Source organism: Halomonas sp. DP1Y21-3 (assembly GCF_019801245.1).
Taxonomy (GTDB): Bacteria; Pseudomonadota; Gammaproteobacteria; order Pseudomonadales; family Halomonadaceae; genus Halomonas; species Halomonas litopenaei.
Window position 1 is genome coordinate 1 of record NZ_JAHVJM010000002.1, and the last position, 19,399, is coordinate 19,399.

Consider the following 19,399-nt stretch of genomic DNA (forward strand, 5'->3'; position numbering starts at 1 on the left):
CTTGGCTCAAGGTTCAAACGTCTCGTTTGACGAGTCGCTTGCCTTGATATTTCAGTGACAGTGTCACTGACTCATCGGCAAGCGCCCACATGAATTACCTGATCAATTTTTAAAGAGCTCGCCCTCGGCCAAACCGGCCGGAAGAGCGTCTCGCTTTGCTGCGCCGCAGCCCGAATCGTTAACCCGAGCCCTTGTCACAGCGCCCTGCGAGGAAGGCGTATTCTACAGAATCGAAGCGTTTCGTCAAGGCTTTCTTTTTTCGCCGTGCAAGCAATGCCTGCAGGACCCAAGAGAAAGCGAAGCGAGCCTGACGCGCATCCTGCGATGCCGTCCTGGCGACTCCGATCGAGTGGCGAGCATTTTACCGATTTCTCGTTGCCCGTCAAGTGGAGAATTTTTCGAAGACTTGAAAAAGCCTTTTCAAAACAATCACTTTACCACCCTTCACCGCCTGTGACGTTTGCTCGTCGTCGGCAGCGGATGCGTACTTTACGGATCGGGGCCGGCCTTGGCAAGCACTTCGTGTAAAAAAATTTCGACCAAAGGCTAAGCCTGCCCGGCGACGGATTTTGCAGGCCCATGGGTACGCCCGGGGACAGCGCTGCCCACGCTGCCCAAGCCACCGCCCTCCCCTCGTTGGTCTCTACAGCACCAGCAGATCGACAAAGCGATGAACCGGCGTCGCCGCCAGGCGCTCGGCGTCCTGATACAGCGTCATGATCTCGTCGCAACGTCCGGGGGCGAATCGGGTGGCCAGGTGGCGTCGACACTTGGCCTCGAGCACCGCCATGCCCTCTTCGCGACGACGGCGATGACCAATGGGATATGCCACCTCCACCGTGTCAGTCGCACTACCATCGGTGAACACCACCCTGACCGCGTTGGCGATCGATCGCTTGTCCGGGTCCAGATAGTCCCGTGTATAGCCCTCGTCCTCGACGACCACCATCCTTTCCCGCAGCTCATCAATCTCCGGATGAGCCTGATGAAAGTCATCCTCGTAGTGCTCGGCCTGAAGCTCACCCAGCATCAGCGGTACCGCCACCATGTACTGCAGGCAGTGGTCTCGATCTGCCGGGTTGGCCAGCGCCCCTTCCTTGGAGATGATGCGTATTGCCGACTCATGGGTAGTCAGCTCGATGCGCTCGATCTCATCCAGCCGCCCCTTGACCTCGGGGTGCAGGGTGACCGCCGCCTCGCAGGCCGTCTGGGCATGAAACTCTGCGGGGAAGGAAAGCTTGAACAGGATGTTCTCCATCACGTAGCTGCCAAACGACTGAGGCAGACGTAGACGCCGGGTGTCCTCGGGCTTCAGCGAGAGATCACGATTGGAGTGACTGAAGGAGACATCACAGAAGCCCCACTGGGGAGCGCTCAGGACGCCGGGTATGCCCATTTCCCCGCGCATCGCGATGTCCACCAGACGCGCCGACCGCGAGGTGGCGTCACCGGCGGCCCAGCTCTTGCGCGAACCGGCATTGGGAGCATGGCGGTAGGTGCGCAGGCTCTGACCGTCGACGAAGGCATGGGATAGCGCCGACAGCGTCTGCTCACGACTGGCGCCGCGCAGCCTGGCGATAGCGGCAGTGGACGCCACCTTGACCAGTAACACGTGGTCCAGTCCGACACGATTGAACGAGTTCTCCAGCGCCAGCACGCCCTGTATCTCGTGTGCCCGTATCATCGCATCGAGCACCTCGTGCATGACCAACGGGGCTTCGCCCCTGGCCACGCGGCACTGTGAGAGATGGTCGGCCACCGCCAGGATACCGCCCAGATTGTCCGACGGGTGCCCCCACTCCGCCGCGAGCCAGGTATCGTTGTAGTCCAGCCAGCGCACCATGGCTCCGATATCGAAGGCCGCCTTGATCGGGTCCAGTCGATAGGACGTGCCAGGCACCCGCGAGCCACATGGCACCTGGGTGCCTTCCACCAGCGGCCCTAGATGCTTGGTGCATTCAGGGAAGCGCAATGCCAGCAGGCCACAGCCCAAAGTATCCATCAGGCAGTGGCGCGCCGTATCGAAGGCCTCGTCACTATCGATGACGGCGTCCAGCGCATAGTCGGCGATGGCCTTGAGTTCGTCGTCGTAGTCGGGACGAACATTGGATTCGACGGTGCTCATGTCTGCCTCCTTCCAGTGAGCGCTATCGCCCGCTGCCGGCGTGCCTGCACCTGAGCCAGAGCCGGGAGTCCGAGGACCAGCGTGGGCGGATGGCGAGAGGTTCGAGAATGGGGGAGAACGACAGCGCCGCCTGGCGGCGGCGCTAATGCAAAAGGTCCGTTGTCAGTATCGTCGTGGTGCGCCACTGGCGCCAGTATCGACACTGGCGGGCTTCATCGGTCGAGAGCGTTATGAATCGAGGACGTCAGCCGGCACCCTGACCTTGCCCTCCATCAGAATGCGGGCACTGCGGCTCATGGTCGCCTCCGTGGCGGTCCATTCCCCGTCCAGCTGTTCAGCTCGCGCCCCGACCCGCAGGGTGCCGGAGGGATGACCGAAGACCACCGAACTGCGCCCATCGTCGCCGCCGGCGGCCTGGCTGACCAGGGTCCCCGGCACCGCGGCGGCCACTCCGATGGCCACGGCCGCGGTGCCCATCATGGCGTGATGCAGTTTGCCCATGGACATGGCCCGCACCAGCAGATCGATATCGCCTTCGTCGATCTGCTTGCCGCTGGACGCCCGGTAGCCCCGAGGCGAGGCGACGAAGGCCAGCTTCGGCGTGTGCTGACGGCTCGCGGCCTCCTCGAGTCTCGAGATCAGACCCATCTTCAGCGCGCCGTGGGCCCGTAGCGTCTCGAGCCGATCGAGGGTGGCGGGGTCTGAATTGATATCGTCCTGAAGCTCGGTGCCGTCATAGCCAAGGTCGGCCGCGCTGACGAAGATGGTCGGAATACCGGCATTGATCAGGGTTGCCTGAATGCGACCTCCGGCCACCACCTCCTCGGGAACCTCGAGTTCATCCACCACCTGGCCTGTCGGGAACATCCGCCCTTCGCCGTCGGCGGGGTCCTTGAAGGCCAGGCCGATCTCGGCGGCGGGGAAGGCCACGCCGTCGAGCTCGAAGTCACCGCTTTCCTGCACCTGACCGTCCTGTATCGGCACTCGGGCGACGATGGTCTTTTCGATGTTGGCCTGCCAGATGCGTACCTCCACCTCGCCGTCGGCAGGAATTCGCTCAGGCGGGATCAGTCCGCTCTCGATGGCGAAGGGACCGACCGCCGAGGACAGGTTGCCGCAGTTACCGCTCCAGTCGACAAAGGCCTTGTCGATGGCCACCTGGCCGAACAGATAGTCGACATCGTGATCCGGCGACTCGCTGGCGCTGACGATGACCACCTTACTGGTGCTGGAGGTGGCGCCACCCATGCCGTCGGTGTGCTTGGCGTAGGGATCGGGGCTACCGACCAGACGCATCAGCAGGGCGTCGCGCACGGGGCCGGGCTCACGCGCGGCCTCGGGCAGGTCGTCCTTGCGCAGGAAGGTGCCCTTGCTGGTGCCGCCACGCATGTAGATGGCGGGAATGCGGAGCTGCGGAGCAAAAGCGGCCATCACGCCACCTCCGATTCGAGGAAGTCCTGGGCGAAACGCTGCAGCACGCCACCGGCTTCGTAGATCGACAGCTCCTCGAAGGTGTCGAGACGACAGGTCACCGGCACCTCGACGCTTTCTCCGTCACGCCGCTTGATCACCAGGGTCAGGCTGGCCCCCGGCTGGATGTCGCCGCGGACATCGAAGGTCTCGCTGCCGTCGATGCCGAGGGTCTTGCGTGTGGTCCCCTCCTCGAACTGCAGCGGCAGTACCCCCATGCCGATCAGGTTGGTGCGGTGGATGCGCTCGAAGCCCTCGGCCACGATGACCTCGACACCGGCCAGACGCACCCCCTTGGCGGCCCAGTCACGGGAGGAACCCTGACCATAGTCGGCCCCGGCGATCACGATCAGCGGCTGCTTGCGCGCCATGTAGGTCTCGATGGCCTCCCACATGCGCATGACCTCGCCCTCGGGCTCGAGGCGAGCCAGTGAGCCCTGCTTGACCTCACCGTCGACCACCGCCATTTCGTTGATCAGCTTGGGGTTGGCGAAGGTCGCCCGCTGGGCGGTCAGGTGATCACCTCGATGGGTGGCGTAGGAATTGAAGTCCTCCTCCGGCAGGCCCATCTTGGCCAGGTACTCCCCCGCCGCGCTGGTCGGCAGGATGGCATTGGACGGCGACAGGTGGTCGGTGGTGATGTTGTCCCCCAGCACCGCCAGGGCGCGCAGCCCGGTCAGCGAGCGCTCGGCGGCCAGCGCACCCTCCCAGTACGGCGGACGCCGGATATAGGTGCTCATCTCGCGCCAGTCGTACAGCGGGCTGATGTCCTTCGACCTGTCGAAGGTGGTGTCGAACATCGGGATGTAGACGTCGCGGAAGTGCTCCGGCTTGACGCTCTCGGCGATGATCGCATCGATCTCGTCATCCGCCGGCCACAGATCCTTCAGGGTGATCGGGTTGCCCTCGGCGTCTTCGCCCAGGGCGTCCTTCTCGATATCGAAGCGCACGCTGCCGGCGATGGCGTAGGCCACCACCAGCGGCGGAGAGGCCAGAAACGCCTGCTTGGCGTAGGGGTGGATACGCCCATCGAAGTTGCGGTTACCCGACAGCACGGCGGTGGCGTAGAGATCACGCTCGACCACCTCCTTCTGGATCACCGGATCGAGCGCACCACTCATGCCGTTGCAGGTGGTGCAGGCGAAACCGACGATGCCGAAGCCGAGCTGCTCGAGCTCACCGAGCAGGTTCGACTCCTCCAGATACAGCTGCACCGCCTTGGACCCCGGCGCCAGCGAGGTCTTGACCCAGGGCTTGCGGGTCAGGCCCAGCTCGTTGGCGCGCTTGGCCAGAAGCCCCGCGGCGATGACGTTGCGCGGATTGGAGGTATTGGTACAGCTGGTGATGGCGGCGATGATCACCGCGCCATCGGGCATCTCGCCGTCCTTCTGCTCGTAAGGAGCGGCGATACCGCGACTGGCAAGCTCCCGCGTAGAGACCCGGTTGTGTGGACTAGAAGGCCCCGCCAGGGTGCGCTCCACCTTGGACAGGTCGAAGTGCAACACCCTTTCGTAGTCGGCGTTGACGAGGCTGTCGGCCCACAGGCCGGCGGCCTTGGCGTAGGTCTCCACCAGTTCGATCTGCTCCGGCTCGCGCCCGGTCAGCTTGAGGTAGTCGAGGGTCTGATCGTCGATGTAGAACATCGCGGCGGTGGCGCCATACTCCGGCGTCATGTTGGAGATGGTGGCACGATCACCCAGTGTCAGGTGCCCCGCGCCTTCACCGAAGAACTCGAGATAGCTCGACACCACCCGTTCGCTGCGCAGGTATTCGGTCAGCGCCAGCACGATATCGGTGGCGGTGATGCCAGGCTGGGGCTTGCCGCTGAGCTCCACCCCGACGATGTCAGGCAGTCGCATGTAGGAGGCACGCCCCAGCATCACGCTTTCGGCCTCGAGCCCGCCCACCCCGACGGCGATCACGCCGAGGGCGTCCACGTGGGGCGTGTGGCTGTCGGTACCCACCAGGGTGTCGGGGAAGGCCACGCCGTCACGGGCCTGGATCACCGGCGACATCTTCTCCAGGTTGATCTGGTGCATGATGCCGTTGCCGGGGGGGATCACGTCGACGTTCTCGAAGGCTTCGCGGGTCCAGTTGATGAAGTGAAAGCGGTCCTCGTTGCGCCGATCCTCGATGGCGCGGTTCTTGTCGAAGGCGCCCTCCTCGAATCCCGGGTGCTCCACCGCCAGCGAATGGTCGACGATCAGCTGGGTCGGCACCACCGGATTGACCTTGGCCGGATCACCACCCTTCTCGGCGATGGCGTCACGCAGGCCGGCCAGGTCGACCAGCGCCGTCTGCCCGAGGATGTCGTGGCACACCACCCGCGCAGGGAACCAGGGAAAGTCGAGTTCGCGCTTGCGCTCGATGATCTGGGACAGCGCCGCCGTGAGATCCTCCGGCGGACAGCGGCGCACCAGGTTCTCGGCCAGCACCCGGGAGGTGTAGGGCAGTCGGTCGTAGGCGCCGGGAGAGATGGCGTCCACCGCCTCCCGGGTATCGAAGTAGTCAAGGTCGGTCCCCGGCAGGGGCTTGCGATAGTCGGTGTTCATGGGCGTCACGGTCTCGGGCGCCCGAGGGCACGGCCCTCGCGGCGCGAATATGGTAGGAAGGCGGCGGAGCCACTTGTGCCTGCGCATGACCATGACCACAACCATGACCATGCGCGCGCCCCGCCGCTCGAGCCTCGGGATACCGTTGGGGTACCTTCGGGAGAGCCCCGGGCTCAGTCACGCTCTTCGATGGGTACCCATTCGCTGTGGGCCGGGCCGGTGTAGTCGGCGCTGGGGCGGATGATGCGATTGTTCTCGCGCTGCTCGAACACGTGGGCGCACCAGCCGGTCACCCGAGAACACACGAAGATCGGGGTGAACAGCTTGGTCGGGATATCCATGAAGTGATAGGCGCTGGCGTGGAAGAAGTCGGCGTTGCAGAACAGCTTCTTCTCGCGCCACATCACCGCTTCGACCCGCTCGGACACCGGGTACAGGCGGGTGTCGCCCACGTCGTCGGCGAGCTTCTTCGACCAGTGCTTGATGATGGCGTTGCGCGGGTCGGACTCGCGATAGATGGCGTGTCCGAAGCCCATGATCTTTTCCTTGCGCTCGAGCATGCCGAGGGTTTCGCGTTCGGCTTCTTCGGCGCTCTGCCAGTTCTCGATCATCGCCATCGCCGCCTCGTTGGCGCCGCCATGCAGCGGGCCACGCAGGGAGCCGATGGCCCCGGTGACGCAGGAATGCATGTCGGACAGAGTCGATGCACAGACACGAGCGGTAAAGGTCGAGGCGTTGAACTCGTGCTCGGCGTAGAGGATCAGCGAGACGTTCATCACCCTGGCATGCAGCTCGGAGGCCGGCTCGTCACGCAGCAGGTGCAGGAAGTGCCCGCCCACGGACTCATCGTCGGTCTCGGTGTCGATGCGCACGCCATCATGGCTGAAGCGGTACCAGTAGCAGATGATCGAGGGCAGCGCCGCCAACAGGCGATCGGAGACGTCCTGCTGCTGGCTGAAGTCGGCCTCGGTTTCCAGGTTGCCGAGCATCGAAGCACCGGTACGCATCACGTCCATCGGGTGGGCGTCCGCCGGGATCTGCTCGAGTACCGTCTTGAGCGCCTCGGGCAGACCGCGCAGGCCCTTCAACTTGGTGATGTAGGCGTTCAGCTCGCTCTGGTTGGGCAACTTGCCCTTGAGCAGCAGGTAGGCCACCTCCTCGAAGCGGGCCTTGTCCGCCAGTTCCTTGATGTCGTAGCCGCGATAGGTCAGGCCCGAGCCACTCTGGCCCACGGTGCACAGTGCAGTCGCACCGGCGCTCTGTCCCCGCAGACCGGCTCCTCCAATCGGTTTATCAGCCATGGCGTATCTCCATTTTCGTCATTGGTCGTTGTTATAAAAAGGCATGAAAGGCGTGCTGGACGCCCGAGGGTCTCTCAGTCCTTGCCCTCGTCGAACAGCGCGTCGAGCTTGCGCTCGAAGTCGTGGTAGCCCAGCACGTCGTAGAGTTCATCGCGGGTCTGCATGGTGTCGACCACGTCGCGCTGGTGTCCGTTGTCGTGAATGCTCTGGTAGACCTTGAGCGCGGCAGCGTTCATGGCGCGGAACGCCGACAGCGGGTAGAGCACCATGCTGCACCCCACCTCGGCCAGTTCCTGCTGACTGAACAGCGGGGTGGCGCCGAATTCGGTGATGTTGGCCAGGATCGGGGCATCCACCCGCTCGCAGAAGGCGCGATAGTCGTCGAGGGTGTGCACCGCCTCGGCGAAGATCGCATCGGCACCGGCCTCGATGCAGGCGTTGGCACGGTCGATGGCCGCGTCGAGTCCTTCCTTCTGGAAGGCATCGGTACGGGCGATCAGGTAGAACTCCGGATCGATGCGCGCGTCGGCAGCCGCCTTGACCCGATCCACCATCTCCTGCTGGGACACGATCGCCTTGTTGGGGCGATGGCCACAGCGCTTCTGCGCCACCTGGTCTTCCAGGTGCACGGCAGCGACCCCGGCCCGCTGCATCTCCTTGACTGCACGCCCGATATTGAAGGCGCCCCCCCAGCCGGTATCGATGTCCACCAACAGCGGAAGGTCACTGGCCCCGCAGATGCGATGGGCGTCTTCCACCACATCGTTCATGGTGGTCATGCCCAGGTCCGGCAACCCGAAGGAAGCATTGGCAACGCCACCGCCGGACAGATAGATCGCCTGATGCCCGACCCGCTCGGCCAGCATCGCGGTGTAGGCGTTGATGGTGCCGACGATGGGCAGCGGGCTATTGGCGTTGAGCGCCGCACGAAAGCGGGCACCAGGGGTCGAAGTGGACGAGGATGTCATGGGGGGCTCCAGTCAGGGGAAAGTAAGATCAGGTCACCAGGCCGTTGCCGGCGACCACCTGGGGTTCGTCGCGCCCCTCCAGCGAGGCGGCGTAGCGCGCCATCACGTTCTCGCGGGAGGCGCTGACGTGGCGACGCATCAGCAGCTCCGCCAGCTCGGCGTCACCCGCCTCGATGGCGTCGACGATACGGTGGTGCTCGACGAAGGCCTTCTGCGGACGTGCACCGCTGGCGCTGAACTGGGTGCGGTACATCCGGACCAGGTAATAGAGGTCGTCGCACAAGAGGGCCATCAGCATGCGATTATGGCTGCCCACCACGATACGATAGTGGAAGTCCAGATCTCCCTCGCGCTGATAGTAGGCCTCACCGCTGGCCAGATCAGCCTGCTTCTCGTGCACTGCCAGCACTTCTCGGAGGCCGGCGATCTCGCTGGCGGTCATATGCTCGGCGGCGATCCTGGCGGCCATGCTTTCCAGCGCCTCGCGCACGTCGAACAGCTCCATCAGCTCCTTCATGGACAGCTTGACCACCCTGGCACCCACATGGGGTACTCGTTCGATCAGCCGGTGAGCCTCGAGTCGTCGCATGGCCTCGCGCAGCGGCCCACGAGAAATACCGTAGGCCTTGGACAGTCCCGGCTCGGTGATCTTGCTGCCCGGCGCCAGTTCTCCCCGGACGATGGCGTCCTGCAATTGATGAAAGACCCGCTCGGCGAGGGTTCTGACTTCGGGGGTGGCGGGGGTCTCGTATTCGGCGCTGGTCATGGGATCATTGTCGACAATGTTGGGATAACGGAAATGTAAGATACGCCAAGGCGCGGGTCAATGGCCTGATCAGGCTCATAACCTTAACCATTGGTTGTAGACAATGCCATCCATCTTCCTTGTGCTGTCGACAATGCAGCGTTGACTCGCGCCATCCTTCCACAACGACAAGCCCTGTCGTTGCCCGTAGAATATGCCGCCTGCAACGCCCGAGGCCCCGAATGAACGCCGAGCTCCAGACCACCTCCCTGCCCTACCACGCGACCCCCCTGCGCTATTTCGAGTCTCTGCGCTCGAGGCCCGGAGCGGTGCTGTTGGACAGCGGCCGGCCCCAGGCCCCCGGCGGACGATTCGATATCCTCTCGAGCGACCCCATCGAATGGCTGGAAGTCGATCAGCATGGTCTGCCCAGAGACTCGAGCGGCAGGGCCCTCGAGGGTTCCGCCTTCGACGCCCAGCAGCGCCTGCTCGAACGCCTGCCCCGTCCACGCCAGCCGCTTGATCTTCCCTTCGTCGGCGGGCTGATCGGCTACTGGAGCTACGACCTGGGCCGGCAACTGGCGGGAATCGAAGGGCCTTCACAGACCGCCACCGCACTGCCTCAGGCCCGGCTCGGCCTGTATGACTGGGCGCTGATCCAGGACCACCAGGAGCGCCGCTGCCTTCTCGTCGCCTCCCCCGAACGGCGCCAGCAGGTACAGACCTGGCTGGCGACAGCGACACCTGCCGGCGACTTTTCGCTGAACTCCGCCTTCACCTCCAACCTGAGCGAAGCGGGCTACCGCGATCGCTTTGCCAGGGTGCAGGACTATATCCGTGCCGGAGACTGCTACCAGATCAATCTGGCTCAACGGTATTCGGCGGATTACCGAGGAGACCTGTGGCAGGCCTATCTCCGCCTGCGTGACGCGACGCCGACCCCCTTCGCCGGCTTCATGGCCTGGCAGTGCGCAGGGCGCGAACAGGCGCTGCTGTCGCTGTCGCCCGAACGCTTCGTCGAAAGCCGCCAGGGCGAGGTGGAGACGCGTCCGATCAAGGGAACACGGCCACGGGGAGCCAATGAGCAGGAGGATGCAGCCCTGGCACAGGAGCTGTCCTCGAGCATCAAGGATCGCGCCGAGAACGTGATGATCGTGGACCTTCTGCGCAATGATCTGGGTCGCGTGTGTCAGCCCGGCACGGTGAAGGTCCCTCAACTGTGCGGACTGGAAAGCTACGCCAATGTTCACCATCTGGTGAGCGTGGTGAAGGGACGCCTACCCGACGAGACGCCACCGCTCAAGCTGCTGGAAGCGGCCTTCCCCGGTGGCTCGATCACCGGCGCCCCCAAGATTCGCGCCATGCAGATCATCGACGAACTGGAGCCGGATCGACGCAGCGCCTACTGCGGTAGCCTCGGCTACGTCGATGTGCGTGGCCATATGGATACGTCCATCGCCATCCGTACCCTGGTCGCCGATGCCGGCCGACTGCACATCTGGGGCGGTGGTGGCCTGGTGGCGGATTCTCGGGAACAGGCCGAGTACACAGAAACCCAGGACAAGATTCGCCATCTAATGGCCGCCCTGGGCACACCTGCCAAATAGTAATAAGAAACCTTACCGCTAATCGATAAACGCTATATAAGAACCGAACCAATCGATATTGGGGCGATGGCGGCGGGTTTTGGTAGGGTATCGGCAAAACCCCCAGTGGAGGTCGCCGTGACGTCCTTTGACCCCAATGCGTTCGTCCTGGCCAATGACCAGGCGACACCCAAGAATATCCTGAAAGCCGCCTACGAGGCCTTCGGCGAGCTGACCGTGTCATTCTCCGGCGCCGAGGACGTGGTGCTCGTCGACCTGGCGCTCAAGGTCGCGCCCAAGGACAAGGTCAAGGTGTTCAGCCTGGACACCGGGCGTCTGCACGCCGAGACCTACGAGTTCTTCGAACGAGTCCGCAATCACTATGATATCGAGCTCGATATTCGCTTCCCCGATCAGCAGGCAGTGCAGGCGCTGACCAGCGAGAAGGGACTGTTCAGCTTCTATCAGGACGGTCACCACGAGTGCTGCGGCATCCGTAAGGTAGCGCCGCTGCGCCAGCGCCTGGCAGGCCTGCCGGTGTGGGTCACCGGCCAGCGTCGGGACCAGAGCCCGGGCACCCGTTCGAAGCTGCAGATCGCCGAGCGCGACACCGCCTTCGGCAGTGACGATCAACCGCTCTACAAGATCAACCCGCTGACCCACTGGACCAGCGAAGACGTGTGGAACTACATTCGCTCCTTCGATGTGCCCTACAACGCCCTGCACGAAAAGGGCTACGTCAGTATCGGCTGCGCCCCCTGCACCCGCCCCATTCTGCCGGGCCAGCATGAACGTGAGGGTCGCTGGTGGTGGGAAGACCAGGGTGGCAAGGAATGCGGGCTGCATGCCCTCAACCTGCCCCAGGCGGCCACCAGTTGACGCTCTGAGGTACCTGGCTGCACAGCCTCACAAGATCGCAAAGGCCCCGGACTCGCTTGAGTCCGGGGCCTTTCCGTTCATGACGACGTCAGTGAAGCTCGCCTAGTGCCACCTCGCCGCGGTCAGCGCACCGGCAGGCTGATCTTGTCGAACAGCGCGTGTTCATGGCGCGGTCCCGCTGCCAGGGCAGCGTCGACCAGATCACGGTCCAGATGGTCGGCAAACTGCTGCAGGAAGTCATACATGTAGCCGCGCATGAAGGTGCCGCGGCGGATACCGATCTTGGTCGTGGAGCTCTCGAACAGATGGCTGGCGTCCAGCGCTACCAGATCCTCATCGAGCACTTCGTCCACCGCCATGTGCGCCACGATGCCGACCCCCAGCCCCAGACGCACGTAGGTCTTGATCACATCGGCGTCGGCGGCGGTCAACACCACATTGGGAGAGAGTCCACGGGCACGGAAGGCGTCGTCGAGCTGCGAGCGTCCGGTGAAACCGAACACGTAGGTCACCAGCGGGTGCTTGGCCAGTTCGTCGAGTCCCAGACGCTCGACCTCGGCCAGGGGGTGATCCCGCGGCACCAGGATGCAGCGGTTCCAGCGATAACACGGCAGCAACACCAGGTCGTTGAACAGTTCCAGCGACTCGGTGGCGATGGCGAAGTCGGCCTGTCCCTCGCTGACCATCTGAGCGATCTGCTTGGGCGTCCCCTGCTGCATATGCAGAGCGACATCCGGGTAGCGCTGGGTAAAGTTCTGGATCACCGGCGGCAGGCAGTAGCGCGCCTGGGTATGGGTGGTGGCGATGGACAGGCTGCCCCGCCGCTCGTCGCTGTGTTCCTGGGCCACATCCTTGATGTTGGCAGTCAGCCTGAGCACTTGGCCTGCCAGCTCGATGATCGCCTCCCCTGCGGGTGTCACGCGAGTCAGGTGCTTGCCGCTGCGCGCGAAGATCTCCACGCCAAGCTCGTCTTCCAGCAGACGAATCTGCTTGGATATGCCTGGCTGAGAGGTAAAAAGACTCTGAGCGGTAGCCGACACATTCAGGTTGTGGCGGGAAACCTCCCAGATATAGCGCAGCTGCTGTAATTTCATGGCCGGGGCTTACCTCGTCCGAAGTCGACGGATTGGCACGGTGGTCGCGGAAGCGGACTAGACTGGAGCCATCGCATTGGCGGCGTGACAGCGTCCTTGCCCGGGTTCAAGCACTGGACCTCGGACATGACAACATGCCAAAGCGCCATAAAAAACCACCTTTGTGATTACTTTATAGCATAATGAGATGAGATGCAGCGATTCGTAAGCTGACTAAGAAACTATCGACCCAATATTTGCCAGCGTATGGGCCGACCGCTACCATCGTCCCACCGGACATGGCAGACATGTCCCACATTCCGCTCGATGAAGCGCAACGTAGATGGAGAAACACATGGCTAACAATGTCGATGTCACCAATGCCAACTTCGAGCAGGAAGTTCTGCAGGCCGACTCCCCGGTATTGCTGAAGTTCTGGGCTCCCTGGTGTGGCCCCTGCAAGGTCATGGCACCGGTGGTCGATGAAGTCGCCGAGGAGCGTGACGGCGCCCTCAAGGTCGTCAGCATCAACGTCGATGATGCCCCGGAAATCGCCGCCGAGCAGGGCGTGCGTGGCGTCCCCACCGTGATGCTGTTCAAGTCAGGTGCCAAGGTGGCATCCCTGGTAGGTGCCCAGTCGAAGTCCCAGCTGACCCAGTTCATCGACCAGAACGCCTGATACAGCGCTGTCGACCTCTGCCGTCACCAGACGGGACGTCCAGCCAGGGGCCAAGGCCCCTGAAACATGGCCCGGGATCCTCCTTAAGGATTCCGGGCCATGTCGTTACTGCCCCGAGCGTTATCGCTGAAGCCACGGGCTTGGGCAATGGCAGTGCCCACCCTCGCCAGTGGATGCCATCGTGCGAGGCTCGAGGCAGCGCCGGCATCAGTCCCGCAGCACGTAGCGCAGGATCTCTACCACCTGGTCGGTGGTCGTGGCCCAGGCCTGGGCGTCCGCATCGACCTCCTTGAGCGGATGTACGATGTCCTCGCCGTGCAGCGTCACATAGGGCTTGCCGAGAGCCGAGCAGTAGCCGGCGTCGAAGGCCGCGTTCCACTGCTTGTACTTGTCACCGAAGCGCACCACCACCAGATCGCTCTGCTCGATCAGGGTCCGGGTCCGGATGGCGTTGACCCTGGAAGACTGGTGATCCCGCCAGAAGCCACTTTCCGGCACGCCCAGCATGTCTCCGGCGGCGTCGCTGGCATCATGGTCGGTCACCGCCTGGGTGAACACCACGTCGAGCCCGGCGTCTCTGGCTCCCTGCTTGATCTCTTCACGCCAGTCGGTGTGGATCTCACCGGACAGATAGACGGTAAAACTCATGGCCTCATTTCCTTTTTCTCGGTCTTGCATGAATCATTGTCGGAGTGCCAGGACGCCGCCACCGGCCGTTACCCGAAAGAGGGACCAGGACATTCGGGCTTCATCCTGGCCTTCGGAGCTGATAATTTGCCTATTGGCGGTCCAAGGAACCTGGCCCTCGTGGCTTCTTGCGTGGCGCTCACCATCATACCCGCGCCTCCTGTACTGACAAACCGGTTGCCCGGCGCAGTGACGGCGTGGCGGTATCGACTCGAGCACCACCAGTCCGTCTGACTTCATTCGACAAGGATCTTCGATGCACCCGCAGGACTCCCCTTCCAACCGGCCAACGCCTGTCAGCGCGGACACCCGGGAAGCCAATCGACGCCAGGACCATTTCGGCTCTCGCGAGGCGATCTGGCTGTTCGGCTACGGCTCGCTGATCTGGAAGGCGGACTTCGCCTATCGCGCACGTCGTCCAGCGCTGATCGAAGGCTACGCCCGCCGGTTCTGGCAGGGCTCCCACGATCATCGCGGCACTCCTGAGGCTCCTGGTCGCGTCGCGACGCTGATCCACCAGCCGGGCTCGCGGTGCCTGGGCATGGCCTACCTGATCGGGCCGGAGGTGTTGGCCCCCCTGGACCTGCGTGAAAAGAACGGCTATCTGCGTGAGCGTGTCACGCTGCATTTTCTGGACAACGATCTCGCCGACAATGATCAGCCTGATGTCGATGACCCGCTCGACGATGACGGCCTGACCACCGCCAGGACCGCCGAGGGGCTGGTCTACATCGCCGGTGATGCCAACCCGGCCTATCTCGGTGACGCCTCCGATGACAGCATCGCCGAGCAGATCGCCCACGCCCATGGCCCCAGCGGCCCCAACAGAGACTACCTGCTGCACCTGGCAGACGCCCTGCACGCCATGGGTGGCGAAGACGACCACGTCTTCGGCCTGGCGGCCGCCCTGCGCCGTCGAATGCGCCAGGCGGCGACTCACCCGGCTACCACCGACTGAGCGCCGCCCTTCCCCTCGGCAATGCCGGCCACGCCTGGCTCTCGGATCGAGCCGGCGACCCCGCCGGCGACACCTTGTGCCGGACGACCTCCGGCCATCTGTCTGTTACCCGCTGGAGATCCCGGATGAGTGTGACCCTTGAAGACATTCGACGTGCCGCCGATGCGACCGTCGGCCATATCGCCCGTACTCCCTTTCTGCATTCCGCCACGCTGTCGCGGCTGGCCGGCTGCGAGTTGTACATCAAGTTCGAGAACCACCAGTTCACCGCCGCCTTCAAGGAACGCGGCGCCCTCAACCACCTGCTGTCCCTGTCCGAAGACGAGCGCCAGCGGGGGGTCATCGCCATGTCGGCCGGCAACCACGCTCAGGCGGTGGCCTACCACGCCTCAAGGCTCGGCATCCGGGCGGTCATCGTGATGCCGCGCCACACTCCCAATCTCAAGGTCAGCAATACCCGGGCCCTTGGCGCCGAAGTGCACCTGGTCGGTGATGGGGTGGACGAGGCCGGAGACTACGCGGCTCGCCTGGCCGAGGAGCACGGCTATGTGTTCGTCCACCCCTACGACGACGAGCGCGTGATTGCCGGCCAGGGCACCATCGCGCTGGAGATGCTCGAAGACGTGGCGGATCTGGATGCGCTGGTCATCCCCATCGGCGGCGGCGGCCTGATCGGCGGAAACGCCGTGGCCGCTAAGGGACTCAATCCCGACATCGAGATCATCGGGGTGCAGACCGCCCGCTTTCCCGCCATGCAGCAGGCGCTGGCGGGTGAAAAGATCCACTGCAGCCTCGCTACCATTGCCGAGGGGATCGCGGTCAAGCAGCCCGGCAAGATCACGCGAGAACTGGTGCGCGAGCACGTCAGTGACATCCTGCTGGTCGACGAGGCCACCATCGAGCGGGCGATCCTGATGTTCCTGGAGATCGAGAAGACGGTCGCGGAAGGCGCCGGTGCGGCGGGACTCGCTGCCGTATTGAGCCAGCCGGAGCGCTTCCGCGGTCGCAAGGTGGGGCTGGTCCTGTGCGGCGGCAATATCGACATGCAGGCGTTGTCGTCGGTGATCCAGCGCGGCCTGGTGCGCTCTGGTCGCATCGTGCGCGTTCGCGTGGGCATCTCCGACGTACCCGGCTCGCTGTCAGAGTTGACCCAACTGCTCGCCGAGCAGCGTGCCAACGTCATCAGCATCACCCACCAGCGTACCTTCACCGACCTGTCGCTGCGCGCCACCGAGGTCGAAGCCACCCTGGAGACGCTGGGCAGCGAACATACCCGAGAGGTCATCGAGGCCCTGCGCCATGAGGGCTACGATCCGGTGATGCCGGCCAATGAGGTGCATCCGGACGAACGTTGGGCCAGCGGCGTGGCTCCCGGCGACGTCTAGGCCCCGCCAGCGGCGGGACGTCACCTCATCGAAGGGTCCCGCCCAGGGCCGCTTTCAGGTCTGCAACAGCCCCGCCGATCGCAGAGCCTGGCCGGTCGCCGGGCCCAGCCGGGCGAGTATCTCGAGCTGTGTCTCGAGTTCCGCCTGCTGGCCGTCGTTTGCCATGCGCTCCACTCGGGCGGCCTGCGCCTCCAGGGCCTGGCAGCCCAGCGAAGCAGAGACGCCCTTGACGTCATGAGCAATCTGACCGAGTGCCTGGTGGTCGCCGACAGACAGCGCCTCTCGCATCTGCTCGAGCCGCTCCGGGAAACGCTGCAGATAGTTGGCCACCATGCGACTCAGGCCCTGGGGCGACATCACCTGACGCAGCTCCTCTACCGTGTCTCCGGCAAGCAGCGTCTCGTCGATCCGGGGCCGATCCTCGAGCATCGGGGCAACGACGGCGGGTGCCGCTTCGACAGTGCCGCCTAAGGTCTCGCTATCCAGGCCGCGGTCCGGACCACTCGCCCTGCCATCGCAACCCCTGCCATCGCAACCCCTGCCGGGATTGTCGCCACCTGATGGACTCGCGTCAGCGGAGCTCGGTGCCGCGTGCACCCGGCTGTAACGGCGCAGCGCAGCAGACAGCTCCTTGCGCGAGAACGGCTTGCCGATGACGTCGTCCATTCCCGCATCGAGACAGGCGCGATGATGCTCGGGCATGACGTTGGCGGTCACCGCGATCACCGGCAAACGCTGGACCCGCTGGCCCTGTTCGCGTAGAGCCTCTTCGTGCTGGCGCCAGCGACGCGTGGTCTCCAGCCCGTCCATCACCGGCATCTGCATGTCCATCAAGACCAGATCAAACCGTCGTTGGCCCAGGGCCTCCAACGCCTGCTCGCCATTGCCCACCAGTTCGCAGGTCTGTCCCAGTCTGGTCAGCATGGCGGCCACCAGCTCACGATTGAGGGCATTGTCCTCGACCACCAGCACGTGCTGGCTTTCCAGCGGCTCCTGCTGCCCGGTGCTGGCAGCACCCTCTTCCACCCCCGCCACCACCGGCAAGGGAAGATCGAACCAGAATCGGCTGCCGGACTCCGGCTGGCTTTCCACCTTGAGCTCTCCGCCCATGGCCGCGACCAGCTGCGAGCAGATCGCCAACCCCAGGCCGGCACCCTCATGACGGCGTGACAGGGCGGTATCGGTCTGGGCAAAGGGCTCGAAGATGCGCTGCTGGTCCTGCTGGGCGATACCGCAGCCGGTATCATAGACCATGAAGGTCAGCCGGCCGTCCCCATTGTCGGAGACCCTGAGCATCACAAAGCCACTTTCGGTGAACTTGAAGGCGTTGTTGAGCAGATTCATCAGCACCTGGCGCAGCCGATGCACGTCGCCATCGACCCAGGTGGGCAAGGCGGGAGCGGCACGCATCAGGAACTGCACCCCGCTGCGGCTCTGGGTCTGATAGCCGGTCGCGAGTTGCTCCAGCATTCTCGACAGGTGGAAGGGTTGACGTTCGACCGCCAGGTGCCCTGCCTCGATACGGGTGTAGTCGAGCACGTCATTGATCACCGAACGCAGCCCAGCGGCGCTGTCACGCAGCCCTTCTATCTGACGGCGCCCCTGATCACTCAAGGGTTCGTCATGCAGCAGCTCGGCCATGCCCAGCACGCCGTTGAGTGGCGTGCGGATTTCATGGCTCATGATGGCCATGAAGTCGGACTTCGCGCGATTGGCCACTTCCATGCGCTGATAGGCCTCGCGCAGGGTTTCGGACTGGGATTCGAGCAAATGGGTCTTGTGGCGATGCTGACGCGCCTCCTTCACCAGCGCACGAATCAGCACGCCACCGGCGATCAGCGACAGCAGGATCGAGATCAGCACCGCGATGTACAATCGCCCGAGCACGCCCATGTCCGCGCTGCGCTCTTCTGCGGCGATTCGACCATGATGCAGCATCAATTGCCGACTCAGTTCCTGCGCTTCGCCGAGACGCTCTATCAGTTCGCGTCGCAGTGCAGCGTCATAGGCAACGTCTCCATCGGCCACCGCAATGAAGCGTCGATCCAGCCGTTGCATGCCACGATCCAGCTCGTCGATCAGCTCACGACCGGTCTCGTAGCGATCCAAGAAGTTGCTCGTCTGGCCCTCCAGCAGCACCATGAAGCGCCCGTACAGCAGTTCGAAATCCAAAAGGGTCTCGTCCAGCCGGCTATCGCCGCGCTCCCAGATGGCCAGCCGCAGATCGCGCAGCGAGCGATCGTACTGATACAGGGTCCAGGTGACGGTGTCGACGTCTCGGTGGTAGATCGCCTTGTTGCGGTCATAGATCAGCCCTCCTGTCACCATCACGGCGACAATGAAGACGACGGCGGCAATGGCAGGAATCCTGATGCGCAGACGATGGGCCATGAGAACTCAGTTGACGTCGATGCGGGCGACCTGCCAGACAGATCGACTGAAGTAGATATTGGTCTTGAGTTCCGGCTGGTCGTCGAAAGGATAGACCACGAACAAGGGGCCCTTGTCGCGGATTCTCATGCGCTCTCCATCGCGGCGCATGGCGAGGATCACGCCATGTTCGTGGGCGTCGCTCACCGGCATCAGCGTCTCGTAGTCCTTGATGGCGGCCACCCTGAGCTCGTCGCCCTCGGCCTCCACCGCCGCCAGTACATCGCTGAGCAGCGGCCCCTCAAAGCGAGACTGACCATCGATCCAGGGATTGCCGGTCACCACGACATGCTGGGGCAGCGCCTCGAGCATGGCGCGGTCGAAGTGGGCTTCATCACTCACATTGGTCACGGAGATGCGCCCACCCACCTCGAGGATCACCCTGCCACCGGGGGCGTCCAGCGCAAGAGCCTGTCCGACCATTCCCCATAGCATCACCAACGCGATGGTTCGCCATCCCATGACGCCTCTCCCATTGAAAATCGGTATTCTCGACGAATTTTTGCCGTACCAGCGACATGCTACTGCCAGTTCAACGGCCAGGGAAGGCATTCACGCTCA

At 63.9% G+C, this 19,399-nt stretch carries 15 protein-coding genes; 5 read left to right on the plus strand and 10 right to left on the minus strand.

Annotated elements, in window-relative coordinates; all coding sequences use genetic code 11:
• Window positions 1-643: 643 nt before the first annotated feature.
• The 6 genes from KUV74_RS05395 to KUV74_RS05420 all read right to left on the minus strand — a co-directional run bounded on the left by KUV74_RS05395 (window position 644) and on the right by KUV74_RS05420 (window position 9,182).
• Window positions 644-2,125: a bifunctional 2-methylcitrate dehydratase/aconitate hydratase gene (locus KUV74_RS05395; RefSeq protein ID WP_222515829.1), complete on the minus strand. Its 1,482-nt coding sequence runs from the start codon at window positions 2,123-2,125 to the stop codon at window positions 644-646.
• A 228-nt stretch (window positions 2,126-2,353) separates the two neighbouring features.
• Window positions 2,354-3,556 (minus strand): 2-methylaconitate cis-trans isomerase PrpF, encoded by a 1,203-nt coding sequence (gene prpF / locus KUV74_RS05400; RefSeq protein ID WP_124803005.1) that lies wholly within the window; start codon window positions 3,554-3,556, stop codon window positions 2,354-2,356.
• A complete protein-coding gene (gene acnD / locus KUV74_RS05405) occupies window positions 3,556-6,147 on the minus strand; it encodes a Fe/S-dependent 2-methylisocitrate dehydratase AcnD (protein ID WP_045993769.1) in 2,592 nt (863 codons plus the stop codon). The genes prpF and acnD overlap by 1 nt, the downstream gene beginning before the upstream one ends.
• A gap of 173 nt (window positions 6,148-6,320) precedes the next feature.
• Complete coding sequence (gene prpC, locus KUV74_RS05410; protein ID WP_045993770.1) at window positions 6,321-7,448, minus strand: 2-methylcitrate synthase; 1,128 nt, start codon at window positions 7,446-7,448, stop codon at window positions 6,321-6,323.
• Window positions 7,449-7,522: 74 nt separating this feature from the next.
• The gene (prpB, locus tag KUV74_RS05415) at window positions 7,523-8,416 is read right to left on the minus strand and encodes a methylisocitrate lyase (protein ID WP_222515830.1); all 894 of its coding nucleotides are present in this window, start codon (window positions 8,414-8,416) and stop codon (window positions 7,523-7,525) included.
• A 28-nt stretch (window positions 8,417-8,444) separates the two neighbouring features.
• Window positions 8,445-9,182 carry a GntR family transcriptional regulator gene (locus KUV74_RS05420; RefSeq protein WP_045993772.1) on the minus strand — a complete coding sequence of 246 codons (738 nt, stop codon included), beginning with the start codon at window positions 9,180-9,182 and terminating at the stop codon, window positions 8,445-8,447.
• 221 nt (window positions 9,183-9,403) lie between these two features.
• On the opposite strand from KUV74_RS05420, the gene pabB reads away from it, so the two are divergent.
• The gene (gene pabB, locus KUV74_RS05425; protein WP_213231202.1) at window positions 9,404-10,768 is read left to right on the plus strand and encodes an aminodeoxychorismate synthase component I; all 1,365 of its coding nucleotides are present in this window, start codon (window positions 9,404-9,406) and stop codon (window positions 10,766-10,768) included.
• Between the two features lie 66 nt (window positions 10,769-10,834).
• Window positions 10,835-11,626: a phosphoadenylyl-sulfate reductase gene (locus tag KUV74_RS05430; RefSeq protein WP_108133822.1), complete on the plus strand. Its 792-nt coding sequence runs from the start codon at window positions 10,835-10,837 to the stop codon at window positions 11,624-11,626.
• A 122-nt stretch (window positions 11,627-11,748) separates the two neighbouring features.
• Here KUV74_RS05430 and cysB read toward each other — a convergent pair whose 3' ends face one another.
• Entirely contained in the window at window positions 11,749-12,720 is a 972-nt protein-coding gene (gene cysB / locus KUV74_RS05435; protein WP_124803011.1) for an HTH-type transcriptional regulator CysB, read from the minus strand.
• Window positions 12,721-13,054: 334 nt separating this feature from the next.
• Between cysB and trxA the strand changes: the two genes are divergently transcribed.
• Entirely contained in the window at window positions 13,055-13,378 is a 324-nt protein-coding gene (gene trxA, locus KUV74_RS05440; protein ID WP_045993776.1) for a thioredoxin, read from the plus strand.
• Window positions 13,379-13,585: 207 nt separating this feature from the next.
• Here trxA and KUV74_RS05445 read toward each other — a convergent pair whose 3' ends face one another.
• Window positions 13,586-14,026 carry a YtoQ family protein gene (locus tag KUV74_RS05445; protein ID WP_045993777.1) on the minus strand — a complete coding sequence of 147 codons (441 nt, stop codon included), beginning with the start codon at window positions 14,024-14,026 and terminating at the stop codon, window positions 13,586-13,588.
• A 295-nt stretch (window positions 14,027-14,321) separates the two neighbouring features.
• Between KUV74_RS05445 and KUV74_RS05450 the strand changes: the two genes are divergently transcribed.
• Both KUV74_RS05450 and KUV74_RS05455 read left to right on the plus strand, forming a co-directional pair.
• Window positions 14,322-15,023, plus strand: coding sequence for a gamma-glutamylcyclotransferase (locus KUV74_RS05450; protein WP_045993778.1), 702 nt, complete (start codon window positions 14,322-14,324; stop codon window positions 15,021-15,023).
• A 125-nt stretch (window positions 15,024-15,148) separates the two neighbouring features.
• Window positions 15,149-16,408 carry a threonine ammonia-lyase gene (locus KUV74_RS05455; RefSeq protein ID WP_124803013.1) on the plus strand — a complete coding sequence of 420 codons (1,260 nt, stop codon included), beginning with the start codon at window positions 15,149-15,151 and terminating at the stop codon, window positions 16,406-16,408.
• Between the two features lie 54 nt (window positions 16,409-16,462).
• Here KUV74_RS05455 and KUV74_RS05460 read toward each other — a convergent pair whose 3' ends face one another.
• Together KUV74_RS05460 and KUV74_RS05465 are read right to left on the minus strand one after the other, a co-directional pair.
• A complete protein-coding gene (locus KUV74_RS05460) occupies window positions 16,463-18,799 on the minus strand; it encodes an ATP-binding protein (RefSeq protein WP_222515831.1) in 2,337 nt (778 codons plus the stop codon).
• A 6-nt stretch (window positions 18,800-18,805) separates the two neighbouring features.
• Window positions 18,806-19,300, minus strand: coding sequence for a molybdopterin-dependent oxidoreductase (locus tag KUV74_RS05465; RefSeq protein WP_108133826.1), 495 nt, complete (start codon window positions 19,298-19,300; stop codon window positions 18,806-18,808).
• Window positions 19,301-19,399 lie beyond the last annotated feature (99 nt).

Bases quoted from the DNA above. Each gene is read 5' to 3' on its own strand.
- KUV74_RS05395 (WP_222515829.1), bottom strand. From the start codon at position 2,125: ATGAGCACCGTCGAATCCAATGTTCGTCCCGACTACGACGACGAACTC.
- prpF (WP_124803005.1), bottom strand. From the start codon at position 3,556: ATGGCCGCTTTTGCTCCGCAGCTCCGCATTCCCGCCATCTACATGCGT.
- acnD (WP_045993769.1), bottom strand. From the start codon at position 6,147: ATGAACACCGACTATCGCAAGCCCCTGCCGGGGACCGACCTTGACTAC.
- prpC (WP_045993770.1), bottom strand. From the start codon at position 7,448: ATGGCTGATAAACCGATTGGAGGAGCCGGTCTGCGGGGACAGAGCGCC.
- prpB (WP_222515830.1), bottom strand. From the start codon at position 8,416: ATGACATCCTCGTCCACTTCGACCCCTGGTGCCCGCTTTCGTGCGGCG.
- KUV74_RS05420 (WP_045993772.1), bottom strand. From the start codon at position 9,182: ATGACCAGCGCCGAATACGAGACCCCCGCCACCCCCGAAGTCAGAACC.
- pabB (WP_213231202.1), top strand. From the start codon at position 9,404: ATGAACGCCGAGCTCCAGACCACCTCCCTGCCCTACCACGCGACCCCC.
- KUV74_RS05430 (WP_108133822.1), top strand. From the start codon at position 10,835: ATGGCGGCGGGTTTTGGTAGGGTATCGGCAAAACCCCCAGTGGAGGTC.
- cysB (WP_124803011.1), bottom strand. From the start codon at position 12,720: ATGAAATTACAGCAGCTGCGCTATATCTGGGAGGTTTCCCGCCACAAC.
- trxA (WP_045993776.1), top strand. From the start codon at position 13,055: ATGGCTAACAATGTCGATGTCACCAATGCCAACTTCGAGCAGGAAGTT.
- KUV74_RS05445 (WP_045993777.1), bottom strand. From the start codon at position 14,026: ATGAGTTTTACCGTCTATCTGTCCGGTGAGATCCACACCGACTGGCGT.
- KUV74_RS05450 (WP_045993778.1), top strand. From the start codon at position 14,322: ATGCACCCGCAGGACTCCCCTTCCAACCGGCCAACGCCTGTCAGCGCG.
- KUV74_RS05455 (WP_124803013.1), top strand. From the start codon at position 15,149: ATGAGTGTGACCCTTGAAGACATTCGACGTGCCGCCGATGCGACCGTC.
- KUV74_RS05460 (WP_222515831.1), bottom strand. From the start codon at position 18,799: ATGGCCCATCGTCTGCGCATCAGGATTCCTGCCATTGCCGCCGTCGTC.
- KUV74_RS05465 (WP_108133826.1), bottom strand. From the start codon at position 19,300: ATGGGATGGCGAACCATCGCGTTGGTGATGCTATGGGGAATGGTCGGA.